This window comes from Butyrivibrio sp. (genome assembly GCF_024699075.1).
This window is the reverse complement of the sequence record NZ_JAILQF010000069.1, coordinates 1-12,907: the sequence shown is the minus strand read 5'-3', so window position 1 is coordinate 12,907 and position 12,907 is coordinate 1. Positions and strand designations below refer to the sequence as shown.

Annotated in this window: 10 protein-coding genes; 3 read left to right on the top strand and 7 right to left on the bottom strand. The window is 39.0% G+C overall.

Features of this window, described 5'->3' with window-relative positions; translation table 11 throughout:
* From K6G87_RS02585 to K6G87_RS02575, 3 genes are all read right to left on the bottom strand, one after another.
* Positions 1-1,864: GGDEF domain-containing phosphodiesterase (locus K6G87_RS02585; RefSeq protein WP_296833483.1), on the bottom strand; the 1,864-nt coding region annotated here is incomplete at its 3' end.
* A 54-nt stretch (positions 1,865-1,918) separates the two neighbouring features.
* Positions 1,919-2,431 (bottom strand): hypothetical protein, encoded by a 513-nt coding sequence (locus K6G87_RS02580; protein WP_296833480.1) that lies wholly within the window; start codon positions 2,429-2,431, stop codon positions 1,919-1,921.
* 97 nt (positions 2,432-2,528) lie between these two features.
* Positions 2,529-3,599 carry a GDSL-type esterase/lipase family protein gene (locus K6G87_RS02575; RefSeq protein WP_296833477.1) on the bottom strand — a complete coding sequence of 357 codons (1,071 nt, stop codon included), beginning with the start codon at positions 3,597-3,599 and terminating at the stop codon, positions 2,529-2,531.
* A 122-nt stretch (positions 3,600-3,721) separates the two neighbouring features.
* Here K6G87_RS02575 and K6G87_RS02570 point away from each other — a divergent pair, with 122 nt between their 5' ends.
* Positions 3,722-6,763: a hypothetical protein gene (locus K6G87_RS02570; RefSeq protein ID WP_296833475.1), complete on the top strand. Its 3,042-nt coding sequence runs from the start codon at positions 3,722-3,724 to the stop codon at positions 6,761-6,763.
* On the opposite strand, the gene ispE is transcribed toward K6G87_RS02570, so the two are convergent.
* Positions 6,737-7,603 carry a 4-(cytidine 5'-diphospho)-2-C-methyl-D-erythritol kinase gene (gene ispE / locus K6G87_RS02565; RefSeq protein WP_296833471.1) on the bottom strand — a complete coding sequence of 289 codons (867 nt, stop codon included), beginning with the start codon at positions 7,601-7,603 and terminating at the stop codon, positions 6,737-6,739. The genes K6G87_RS02570 and ispE overlap by 27 nt on opposite strands.
* A 304-nt stretch (positions 7,604-7,907) precedes the next feature.
* Between ispE and K6G87_RS02560 the strand changes: the two genes are divergently transcribed.
* Entirely contained in the window at positions 7,908-8,561 is a 654-nt protein-coding gene (locus K6G87_RS02560; protein ID WP_296833468.1) for a hypothetical protein, read from the top strand.
* A 104-nt stretch (positions 8,562-8,665) separates the two neighbouring features.
* Here the strand turns inward: K6G87_RS02560 and K6G87_RS02555 are convergent, their stop codons facing one another.
* From K6G87_RS02555 to K6G87_RS02545, 3 genes are all read right to left on the bottom strand, one after another.
* Entirely contained in the window at positions 8,666-9,571 is a 906-nt protein-coding gene (locus K6G87_RS02555; RefSeq protein ID WP_296833467.1) for a dihydroorotate dehydrogenase, read from the bottom strand.
* 142 nt (positions 9,572-9,713) lie between these two features.
* The gene (locus K6G87_RS02550; protein ID WP_296833464.1) at positions 9,714-10,511 is read right to left on the bottom strand and encodes a dihydroorotate dehydrogenase electron transfer subunit; all 798 of its coding nucleotides are present in this window, start codon (positions 10,509-10,511) and stop codon (positions 9,714-9,716) included.
* 20 nt (positions 10,512-10,531) lie between these two features.
* Positions 10,532-11,818, bottom strand: coding sequence for a dihydroorotase (locus tag K6G87_RS02545; RefSeq protein ID WP_296833463.1), 1,287 nt, complete (start codon positions 11,816-11,818; stop codon positions 10,532-10,534).
* Between the two features lie 169 nt (positions 11,819-11,987).
* Between K6G87_RS02545 and K6G87_RS02540 the strand changes: the two genes are divergently transcribed.
* Positions 11,988-12,722, top strand: coding sequence for a lysophospholipid acyltransferase family protein (locus K6G87_RS02540; RefSeq protein ID WP_296833460.1), 735 nt, complete (start codon positions 11,988-11,990; stop codon positions 12,720-12,722).
* Positions 12,723-12,907: the final 185 nt, after the last annotated feature.

Sequence of the window (12,907 nt, the reverse complement as noted above, 5' to 3'; positions counted from 1 at the left end):
CATAGTTCTCATCAATATGCCACAGATCTATTCTCTCGAATATCTTGATCATATCGTGAAGGGCAGAATCCACCATACTTTGCTCTTTAAGATAAGGCGACTTTGAAATGTTTTCAAGAGTCACTATCCCCATCATCCTGTCATTGCCATTTTCTGTATCTCTTGCGATAAACTTGGCTCTTACTACGCACAGATCTCCGCTTATTATAAGATCCTGGGCTATATCATCATTGTTTGCAGAAAGAGAATTGAACAAGTCTCTAAGCTTGTAATAATACGGGCTTGTCTTTTCATTAAGTAGCTTTTCAGCAAGCTCCATACTATCTATATCAACCTCATTCATAACATATCTGAAGGATTCATTGGTATACATGAGCTTAAATATATTATCTTTAAGCTCCACAATGGCAACAGGACGTGCGGCACGTATCTTGGTACCGTCAGGCCTTATTATCTTGGAAAAGACTGATGTATCAAGTACATTAGTATAGCTGACTGTACCATAGAATTTTCTGTCAAGATCCGTTTCTGCAGTCTCTGGGTTCTTGCCAAACATATGTATATATTCGTCATCAGTAGGAACAGGCTTGTGATACAGATACCCCTGCATCATATCGCATCCCCACTCGCGAAGGGCATTTACATGTTCCTGGTTCTCAACACCCTCTGCAAGAGTCTTCTTGCCAAGTTTCTTGGATATATTGATTATTGCAGGAATTATGATGTGAGACTTCTCATCAAATGACCTTAGGAAAGTCATATCGATCTTGATAAGATCAAAATCGAATTCCTTCATAACATTAAGTGATGAGTATCCACTTCCGAAATCGTCCATCCACACTTCGTAGCCGGCTTCATGAAATTTGGCTATAACCTCTTTCATAAACTCGGGCTCACGCATAAGGACGCTCTCTGTGATCTCTATTCTGATGTACTTTGGATCGACATCATATTCAGAACAGGCCTTCTTGATCTCTGAAAATATATCACACATCTCAAAGTCAATTCGGCTTAAGTTAACTGAAAATGGAACAGCTGTTCCATACTTTGCATACCACTTATTAAAATTTCTGCAGGCATAACGGATAATTGCAATATCCAGCTTGTATATCTGCTTGCACTCTTCCAAAACGCCTATAAATTCCGCAGGATTCATGAATCCATATATAGGATCATTCCACCTTGCAAGGGCTTCAACACCTGCAAGTCGTCCTGACAAAGTTCTCATTATAGGCTGAAGCCAGGCCTCTATATAGCCTTTAGCAATGGCATTATCTATTTCATTTATGATATATCTTTTTCTACGGATCTTAAGTCCAAGCTCTTCATCATAAAAGCGTATATTCTCGGAATATACACCCTTTATGGCATCCATCGCATCCTTGGCCCTGTCACATGCATTCATGATACCTGTAGAGAAGTCATTATATCTGTATATTCCCGCATCGAACATGATCTCTCTGAAGGTAATAGTGTTATGGAGGACTTTCTCAACTTCTTTGAGTCCTTCAATAGCCTCACTTTCATAGCACATGACAACAAAATGATCAGCAAGAAAATGAGCGCAGGCTCTTCCAAAAAATACCTCTTTGACGATCTCGCCAAAGGTACTTAAAATTTCATCGCCCTGCTCAAAACCAAATTCCTCGTTGATCCCCTTAAAGTCTCTGATATCAATATAAATAATAACTATATTGTCTGAATTTTCCTCACTAAGATTAGATATAACCTCACGTGCAAACTGGCGAAAAGAAGCAATAGTCAATAATCCTGTAAGCTGATCTACTTCACCATCTTTATACATCTTAGCATCAAGGTTGTAAGCAAATTCATTGCCACTTGTAACACGTCTGATATCTGGCATATAAGAAGTCTCCTTAAAGGCTTAACGCCCCATCTCCATAATAGTCATATAGATTCATATAGATGCATCTATATGCTTATATAGCTTCCTTGCTAATGAACGCACCGTCTTTGTAAAGTCTGAATCCTCGCCGAATACTGATTCGAATTTCTTGTTATCAAGATTTTCTACAGCCGAAGAATCTATCGTCATATAACCATCATCATCAAAAGTGATTCCCAACTCTTCAAGCTCTTCTTCATACTCTTTACCAAGAGTTTTCATCTTGGATACAAGCTTCTTAATATCCTTAAGATCTGAATCCGAAGCAGAATCTATAGTATTGTTGTATGTGTCTATAAAAGCTTTTATGTTATTGCCAAGCATAGCATTTTCTATATCATCATCAGTAGCATAGCTGCCATAATCAAGACTCATCATCTTTTTAGCTCCCTTGGCAAGTGCCTTTGAATCAGCACTTACAACGCTGGCATTTGAAGCCTGCAATCTTGTACTACCGATAATATAATCCTTATTAGATCCATAAAGATTACGAAGATAATAATTTGCTGTTACAGAATAACTCATGGCAATACCTCTAAACGCTCTTTATACCTTAAACATATCAAAAACACATGTTATCTTACACAATTAAGGGTTTAGCGTCTATCTTATATATCGGCTTTTATATTTTTTCCTTGAGGTAATCTGTAATTACTTTTGCCGTATTATTGTGGCTTTTAATTCCGGGATGCTGCCTTGAACCAAATCCGTCTTCTTCCGTATCAGGAAGGGCCAGATAAGAAGCCCTTGTATCTTTTGAAACCGCTATATACTCATTTACAGCTTCCTTAATGTATTCTCCTATTCCCTTTCCAAGCATTCCGTATACCCATACAAGTAAGGCATCCGGATTATCTTTTCTCAATGTTTTAAGAAAAGATATAACTCCATTTTGAATCACTCTGATATCTTCAGGATTATAGCTTCCATCCTCTTCAAGGCGCATTTTATTAACTTTCCCTGTCACAGGATCTGTATACTCAGGACAATTAAAAGATCCTTCATCATTAGTACCAAGATTTATGACAACAGCATCAGCCTTCCAGGAATCAAAATCATTATCTGATACGCCTCTTTCACACCTTAAGCTCTCATATATAAGCGGAAGAATACAAGATGTATTATTGTCCCATGCATTAACTATTCCCCATCCGCTTTGTGATATAAGCCTGTATTCAGCACCAAGATTTTGCGCTGTCATTACGCCGTAGTGATTCTCTACGCTAAAGTATGGGCTTATCCAGTCCATTGCATCATGCGCGCCCAAAAGGCCTTCGCCGCTTGTGATACTGTCACCTATAAACTCGATCCTGTATTTATAATCCTCAGTCTTTTGGATCTCGCCCTCATATACAATTGAATTTAATATGGCAAAAGAATCCTTGTCATCAGGCATAGCCTGAGTATCTTTTATGATCCTTATCGTATGAGCTGTTTCAGGCGCAAGGCCTTTAAGCATAATGATCCTGTTTCTTCCTTCCTGAACAGGCATATGCATGATCCAGGCTCCGTCCATGATAAGACTTATCCATGGCTGATATATGGATGTTCCGCCTGTAATATCAATACCAAGCTCAGTCCCCCTAAATACAAACTCAGCACCACTCCCTGACCATATAAGCTCAAGTCCCTCACTAGTGACAGACCTTCTTCCAAGAATGCGGACATTATCCCAGTTTTCATTAGTCATCATAATTATGTATTCCTCCCGGTATTATTCTGCTATCATGTTTTATAGAGTCTGATAAGCTTTTGCTTTCTACACCATCTATATCATTATATGACAAAAAATATATAGGGGAGAGTCTTATTATCATGAAATTATCATTAAATGGAAACTGGGAATGTACATTTACAGATTCAGATATCCCTTCATCTGACATCATGCTTCCCGGAACTATTCAGGCAAGCGGTATAACACCCTTAAATTCTAAGCGTGAAGAAGATACACTTACCGATGAACATGCCTTTGAAGGAATTATATCTTTAAGAAAAGAAGTACAGATCCCTCTTGGATATGACTCTTATATCCTGACTCTTGAAAGAAGCCGGATTACAAGGCTGTATATAGACGGCCAGGCAGTAGGAACATGCGATAGCCTTATAGCACCGCATGTTTATGATATATCAGCCTTTATCTCAAAAGAAAATACCCTGATACAGATAGAAGCTGATAACAAGAACTATCCTTGCCCCGGAGGCCATCTGACATCAAGAGATACCCAGACCAACTGGAGTGGCATTCTTGGTGATATGTATATCAAATGCACGAATAATACACATATAGTATCTGTAAATGCCAGAACTGATTATTCCAAAAAGGTAGCCATCTTGACACTTAATACAAGTACCAGCGCTTTTGATATATCTTCACAGGATATGTCTTCTATAAAGGATGCTTCTACCTATGATACTCTTGATAGCTCTTTAGGCATAAATATCAGAACTGACCTGATAAAACTAAAGGATGAGTATCTAAACAAAGATGCTGATCCCTATATATTTAGAAAGTTTCGTGATGATATAGATCTGGCAGCTAAAAGTACTGACCTTGATATATTAAAAGAGCATCTTGAAATAGCAAAAGATATTGTAAAGCCTCAGAGTTTTACAATATCCAAAGACCCTATTGTAATAGATTTAAAAGATAAAGACGGCAAGGTATATGAATGGGATACCTTTACTCCCTACCTCTATGCCTTTACGCTAGATCTTTGTGACAGTAATGGAACTATCCTTGACAGCACAAGGACTATATGTGGTCTTAGAAGCTTTACAACAAGAGAAAATGAGCTTCTTCTTAATAACCGTCCTATCTTCCTTAGAGGAAGGCACTGCGGTCTTCTCTTTCCTATGACCGGCTTTGCTCCTATGAACGCATGTGGATGGCTATATGACATGATGATATCAAGAAGATGGGGAATCAATCATTACAGATTCCATTCATGCACGCCCCCTGATGCTGCCTTTCTTGCTGCCGATCTACTTGGAATCGTGATACAGAGTGAGATGGAGATATGGGGTTCCTGGCTCATGGAAGATGAAGAGGGATATGATGCTACAATGCAGCAGTACCTTACTATAGAAGGATATCGCATGATATCTTTATTTGCATCCCACCCATCTTTTTGCATGTTTGGATGTGGCAACGAACTTTGGGGTAATCCAAAGGCTCTTGGTAAGCTCCTTGCAGGATTTAAGATGATCAATCCAGACCTTCTGTATACTCAGGGCTCCAATACTTTCCAGTTCTCACCCAACATCCAGCCTGAGGATGACTTTTTTGTCGGAGTCCGCTTTTCCAAGGACAGACTTATACGAGCTTCCTATGCTATGTGCGATGCTCCCCAGGGCCACATTCAGACTATGGCTCCAACTGCAAATATAAACTATGATGCCAATATAAGGCCTGATCTTATAAGTTCTTATGGCGCAGATACTATTTCAGATAATACAAAAAACGATGCTTTTGATAACGCCAGTTATGATAAGGCATCTACAACGACTATTCAGTTTGGAACGACTGTTAAGGAAGTTACGCTTACAAGTCAGGATGAGCTTATTCCTTTCATCCCTGTTATCTCTCATGAAACAGGCCAGTTTGAAACATACCCTGACTACGACGAAATCTCCCACTATACAGGTGTACTCAAAGCTTACAATATAGCCGATTTGAAGGATAAGGCTCAAAAAAGCGGTCTTCTTCCTTATGCCCATGACTTTTTCATAAATTCAGGTACCCTTGCAATGCAGTGCTATAAGCACGAAATGGAAGATGCCCTTGCAAGCACCTATCTTGCAGGGACCCAGCTTCTTGATATACAGGATTATACTGGTCAGGGAACAGCTCTTATAGGAGTTCTTAACTCTCTTATGGAGGACAAAAAGCTTATAAGTCCTGGAAAATTCAGAGAATCCTTCGATGATATCGTTGTCATGGCAAGGTTTGACAGTTATGTCCACTCATCCGGATCTTCTTTTGGCTTTACACCTTTTATAGCTTATTATGACAAAAATATTTATAAAAATATGTATGTTAAAGCTACTCTTATATCCTCTTTAAATGAACTAGTTTGCAGTAAGGATATAAGCATTCCTGATATTACTACAGGGGCAAGGATATCGCTTCCTTATACCTCTTTATCTTTTCCTGAAAGTAAAAAGCCTGAAAGATATGAATTACAGCTAAGTCTTATAGCTGGTAATACCACGCTTACCACAAACTCTTATACGCTCTATACATATCCGGAGATTGAAAAGCCTTTGGAAAATGCAGATACTGCGCCAATTACATATGCTACAAGTGTACAAGAAGCTGTAAATATGGCAAAGAAAGGCCAGAACGTTCTTTTATATCTAAGTGATGCAGAGAATCCAAACTCCATAGAAGGCACTTACTGTACCGACTTCTGGTGCTATCCAATGTTTAAGAGCATATCAGAAAGCATGAATAAAGAAATTCCTATTGGTACCCTTGGTCTTTGCATAGACAATAAAAGTATGGCCCTTAAAGACTTTCCTTCAATGACCTATTCAGAGCCCATATGGTACGAGATTGTTACAGCATCAAGATCTACGATCCTTGATAATACTGACATCAATCCAATAGTTTCAACTATTGATAATGCCTATAGGAGCCATAAACTTGGACTTATTTATGAAATAAAAATAGAAGGTACAGACGGTAATATCATCGTCTGCACCTCCGATCTTCCAAGGCTTATCTCTTCAAATGTGAAAGAAGCTTATGCTCTTCATAAGAGCCTTATAAATTATGTTAATAACTCTGTCCATGAAAATGTAAATACAATAACGCCTGATGTTTTTAAATCAATCTTTGGGATTGACAGGCTTTGACATGAACAGCTCAGGGCAAAGACCACTTTCTTTTACAGCTTCATAAGAAGCCTTGAGCTTGTCCTCGTCATCATATATACCAAAAACTGTAGGGCCGCTTCCTGTCATAATAGATCTTATAGCGCCGTTATCTTCCATAAGTGCTTCGATCTTACCTATAACTTCATACTTTCCCTTAGTAACAGGTTCAAGTACATTAGAAAGGCGGTCGCATATACCCTTAAGGTCACAAGCCTTTATTGCATCGCACATACCATCAATATCAGGATGTGACTCTATCTCTTTACTGTCAAGCTCTGTATATACCCAGCCTGTCGATACGTCTATAGCAGGCTTACCAACAAGAATATAGCAGTCTGGCATATCGCTAAGAGCTGTGAGAACTTCTCCGATTCCTTCAGAAAGCATTGTTCCGCCCATGATACAGTATGGAATATCTGCTCCAAGCTTAACAGCAAGCTCGCACATTTCTTCCTTTGTGATAGGAAGATCAAAAAGCTCCTTCATACCATAGAATGCTGCTGCCCCATCAGTACTTCCACCCGCCATGCCTGCTGCAACCGGGATTCTTTTTTCAAGATGAACATCTACGCCGTCTTTAATGTCATATTTCTTCATAAGAAGGTCGCATACCTTGTAGATAAGATTGTGCTCATCTGTAGGAATAGTATCCTTATTGGCAGTAAGTTTTATCATGCCTGAATCATTTTTTTCAAAAGTAAGAGTGTCATAAATATCCACGTTCTGCATTATCATGCGAACAATATGGTATCCATCTTCTCTTTTCCCTGTTACATCAAGACCCAGGTTTATTTTTGCATATGCTTTTCTTGTTATCATATTTGCCTCGTATAATCCGAATAATTATTTTATATTTTTAATCTGGTACAACTAATACTAACACGCATCCAAAAAAAATCAAAACACTTTAATTATTAAACTCGCAAACGCTTCGATTTTTGATCATTTTATATATAAAGTTTTAGCTGATCACAGCCGATAATAAGAATGTAGGAGTATAACCTTTTTTAGTAGCTGCTTTATAAATAAAGTCATTGCTACTGATAAAGCATAGAAGTAACATCTATTAACGCACTTATAACGCACAGGCAGGTGCAATGAGTTCGTGGAAAGGAGTCCAATTATGAGTGTTGAATCTATTAACAGCATATCATCATTAAATCAAAGCGCTTATCAGACCAAAGCCCCTTCAGGCAAAAAAGAAGAAGCTTCCAAAGAAGTAAAATCTTCAAGTGAAAATAGCGGCGTTGTATACGAAAAATCTGATGATACCCAAACTTCCCAGACTGCTAAAAAGACCTATACCCAGAATACTGCCCTTGTTGAGCAGCTTAAAGCTGATCAGGAAGCCCAGAAGCAAAACCTTATTAATATTGTTAATAAGATGATGAACAAACAGACAGGAGCTTATGCTACATCTGTTTTCGGCAGTGATTCTGACGATATCTGGAAATTCCTTGCAAGTGGCGATTATACGGTTGATGCCGAAACTAAAGCACAGGCTCAGGCTGATATCGCTGAAGGCGGATATTGGAGCGTTGGCGAAACCTCCAAGAGAATTCTTGATTTTGCTACAGCTCTTACAGGCGGAGATCCTGATAAACTTGAGAGTATGCGTGATGCATTCCTTAAAGGCTACAAGCAGGCTGAGGAAACCTGGGGCGGCGAGCTCCCTGAAATATCCAAACAGACCTATGATGCAGTACTTAAAGGCTTCGATGATCTTGCCAGCGAATACGGCCTTGAAAACTGGAGTTCTGTATCAGAAAATACATAAGATAACCCTAATGTCTTAATGGCTCAAAAGACGCTTCAAGGTAGTGATATATACCATGAAGCGTCTTTTATTACTTTATTACTACAAAGCATTATTAATGCCCATTACTCATGCACTGCGCCAATGATCTCGTTTATATCATCAAGCTTCTGATCCTGCATATACTTATTTATTCCGTCTACAACTTTCTCTGTAGAATATGGATCATGGAAGTTCATCATTCCAACAGCTACGCCTGTAGCACCTGCAAGCATGAACTCTATTGCATCTTCTCCAGTTGCGATTCCGCCCATTCCAATGATCGGGATCTTAACAGCCTGAGCACAGCTGTATACCATGCGTACAGCAACAGGCTTTATTGCAGGACCTGAGAGTCCTCCTGTCTTATTGGCAAGTACGAATTTTCTTTTGTTAATATCAATCTTCATTCCTGTGATCGTATTTATAAGTGATATAGCATCAGCTCCTGCGCTCTCTGCTGCTCTTGCCATCTCAGCTATATCCGTTACATTAGGAGACAGCTTCATGATAACAGGCTGCTTAGCATGCTTTTTGATCTCACTTGTTATATTGTAGAGGGCATCAGGCCTGGTTCCAAATGCTATACCGCCTTCCTTGACATTAGGACAGGATACGTTGATCTCAAGCATATCAACTTTCTCATCAGAAAGTCTGTCTACAACATTAAGATACTCTTCTTCAGAATGTCCGCATACATTGACGATGATCCTTGTGTCATACTTCTGAAGGAAAGGAAGATCTCTTTCTATGAAAACATCGATTCCCGGATTCTGAAGGCCTATTGCATTGAGCATTCCGCTCGCTGTCTCTGCTACTCTTGGAACAGGATTGCCAGGCCAGGGCTTGTCTGCAACACCCTTAGTCACAACTGCTCCCAGCTTATTAAGATCTACAAATTCTCCGTACTCCTGTCCTGAACCAAAGGTTCCTGATGCAACCATTACCGGATTTTTAAATTCTACACCTGCGATATTTATCTTAGTATTCACATTGTCTCCTATTTCATGCTCTGCATGACTTTTAATAACAATAGTCTTTATGATTATATGCCTATATATACCTTGACCTTACATAGGTAGTATTTAGATATTTATATACTAATATCATTATTTTTACATGAATCAATCAATATCAGATATCTACATCCTCTGCATCGAATACAGGCCCATCTGTACAGATCCTTGCGTTATTAACATGTGAATGCGCATCCACATCCTTTGTCTTAACAACGCATCCAAGGCAGGCTCCAACGCCGCATGCCATCCTCTCTTCAAGAGACAGATAAGCCTTCATGTTATGCTCAGCGGCATACTTTTTGATACCTCTAAGCATCGGCATAGGTCCGCAGGTATAGATCACATCACCTTCTATATTCTGCTCATTAAGTGCATCTATTACAGTACCATGTGTACCAAGACTTCCGTCATCTGTTGCTATATACAGATCGCCATATTTCCTGAATTCATCTGCAAGGAAAGTCTGATCATTCCTGTATCCCATGACTATCTTGACAGCTTTGGGGCGCTTATTGTCAGGAAGCTGAGAAAGCCTTTTTGCCATCTCCAGAAGTGGAGGAATGCCTATTCCACCACCCATAAGGATCGCAGTCTTACCTGCAGCTTCTTCCATGGGATAGCCATTGCCAAGAGGTCCCAGTACATCCACCTGATCACCCTCTGATAGTTTTGAAAAAAGATCTGTTCCCTTGCCCACAACTCTGTAAACGAGCCTTAATTCATTTTTTTCCTTTTCTACACCGCAGATACTGATAGGACGAGGAAGGAGAGATGACTTATCATCTGTATAAACTCCAACGAACTGACCGGGAACTGCATCCTCTGTAATCTCTGTTTCAAGTCTTAGATCATATATCCCATCAGCAAGGATCTTCTGAGATATAACTTTTGCACTTACTTTCTTCTTTGCCATAACTACCTACCTTTAGAACATTATGATTTATAAACAATCTTACCACTTGCTATAGTATACTTTATAACCCCTGGCATTGTCTCTCCTATAAAAGGAGAATTTGTAGCTTTGGATGCAAAAGTATTTGGAACAACCCACTTCTCATCCTTATCAAATATCATAAGATCGGCTACAGCTCCCTCTTTTACAGCTCCGCCCGGAATCTCATAAAGCTTTGCAGTTGATGTGCTCATACGCTGCAAGAGCTCCATCAAAGTCAGATACCCTGGCTCAACAAGTTCTCTAAGCCCTAATGAGAAAGCTGTCTCAAGCCCTATAATGCCGCTTGGAGCATCTTTAAAGTCTTTAGCCTTTTCTTCGGCGCTGTGAGGAGCATGATCTGTTGCGATCATATCGATAGTACCATCTTTAAGCCCCTTTATTATAGCCATCCTGTCAGACTCTTTTCTAAGAGGCGGATTCATCTTGGCAAATGTTCCATGCTCTTTAACTGCTTCATCTGTAAGAGTGAAATGGTGAGGAGTTGCTTCTGCATGGATCTTTGCTCCTTCACTTCTTGCCTCTCTTATAAGATCTACAGCTTCTTTAGTGCTTATATGCTGAATAGTAAGCGCACATCCTGTTTCTTTGGCTATCTTTATATCTCTTTCAACCATAGTGATCTCAGCCATGCGGTCTGAACCTGTAAGACCGAGATTTTCAGCAGCACTGCCTGAATTTACACCATTTTCTTTTATATACTTTGGATTTTCTTCATGAAGACTTATGACCTTGTTAAGCTTTGCCGCATTTTGGCAGGCAGTTTTAAAAAGCTCTTCTTCCATAACAGGCTTACCATCATCTGTAAAAAGAACTGCTCCCGCCTTTAAAAGCTCTTCCATATCAGTAAGCTCTTTTCCATCCATACCCATAGTCACATTGCCGCACACATAAGTATGAATGCCTGTTGTCTTACCCTTTTCAAGAGCGTATTTTAATGTATCAGGGTTATCCATATGAGGAATTGTGTTACCCATCATGATAACACTTGTATATCCACCCTTTGCCGCACTTGCGCTTCCTGTAATTATATCCTCTTTGTATGTCTGGCCAGGGTCCCTGAAATGAACATGACCATCAATAAGACCTGCTGTAACATAAAGATTTTCAGCATCAATAACCTTAATATCAGATAGATCCGAAATACTGTTTTCATCACCCTCATGGATGATCTTTGAAATGATCCCGTCATCTGATATAAGGATATCTGCTTTACCCTCACTTCCTGACTCAGGATCCATTACGTACCCGTTTTTGATTAAAAGCATATGGCCATCTCCCTGCAATTATTTTAATTATTTGACCTACTATACACATCTAAACTATAATAAATCTGCATCTGTGGTTTTGTTTACTATATATCACATGGACAAACATTGCAAACATATAGTTCACAGGATCCAGGCTACAAAGATTAAAACCGAAATGGAGACTAAAATGATCAGATTTATTATTACTGCATTATTTCTACTCATATTTTTCATTATTTCAATTCCGCTTATGCTTATCGAACTTATAATAGGTCTATTTAATAAGGACCTTCAAAAGAAAAGCTCTCTTGCCATAGTATCAGGAGCATTCAGGATCGTAGCATTTCTTTGCGGCGTAAAGCTTACAGTCAAAGGCGAAGAGAATGTTCCAAAGGATGAAGCAGTTCTTTACATTGGAAACCATTTAAGTTATTTTGACGTAGTTCTTACTTATCCAAGAGTTCCAAGACCTACAGGCTATATTGCCAAAAAAGAATTTTTGAAGATCCCATTCCTTTCATGGTGGATGCTCTTTCTTGACTGCCTGTTCATGGACAGAAGCGATGTAAAGCAAAGTGCTCAGATCATATTCGATGCAATCGACAAGATCAAAAGCGGTATATCAATCTGCATATATCCTGAAGGAACCAGAAATAAGAATGAAGAAACTCTTCAGGAATTCCATAAAGGAAGCTTCAAACCAGCTCAGCGTACTAACTGCCCTATAGTTCCAATGGTAGTAACACACACACGTGACATATTTGAAAACCACCTTCCATTTATAAAGTCACATAACGTTGTTTTGGAATACCTTCCACCTGTTCGCTACAATGAACTTTCAAAGGAAGATCAGAAGCAGGTTCATGAGTATTTCAGAAATATGATACAAGAGGCCTATACAAGAAATCTCAATGAAGAATGATAGTATTGAGTTTTTTACAAAGTAAACTCCCCTGCATATGAATCACCAGGGGTACCAGCCTAACATCCGGAATATCTCATCATAATAAGAATTTAATTCAGAAAAGAGTCTTAATACAGATCTTCGTTTTATTATAAAGATCGTATTAAGACTCTTTTTAATATCCATCATCAATAATCATAAAG

Coding starts and splice junctions, on each gene's coding strand:
- K6G87_RS02570 (WP_296833475.1), top strand. CDS start 3,722: ATGAAATTATCATTAAATGGAAACTGGGAATGTACATTTACAGATTCA.
- K6G87_RS02550 (WP_296833464.1), bottom strand. CDS start 10,511: ATGGCAAAGAAGAAAGTAAGTGCAAAAGTTATATCTCAGAAGATCCTT.
- ispE (WP_296833471.1), bottom strand. CDS start 7,603: ATGATAACAAGAAAAGCATATGCAAAAATAAACCTGGGTCTTGATGTA.
- K6G87_RS02575 (WP_296833477.1), bottom strand. CDS start 3,599: ATGATGACTAATGAAAACTGGGATAATGTCCGCATTCTTGGAAGAAGG.
- K6G87_RS02545 (WP_296833463.1), bottom strand. CDS start 11,818: ATGCTTTTAATCAAAAACGGGTACGTAATGGATCCTGAGTCAGGAAGT.
- K6G87_RS02580 (WP_296833480.1), bottom strand. CDS start 2,431: ATGAGTTATTCTGTAACAGCAAATTATTATCTTCGTAATCTTTATGGA.
- K6G87_RS02560 (WP_296833468.1), top strand. CDS start 7,908: ATGAGTGTTGAATCTATTAACAGCATATCATCATTAAATCAAAGCGCT.
- K6G87_RS02540 (WP_296833460.1), top strand. CDS start 11,988: ATGATCAGATTTATTATTACTGCATTATTTCTACTCATATTTTTCATT.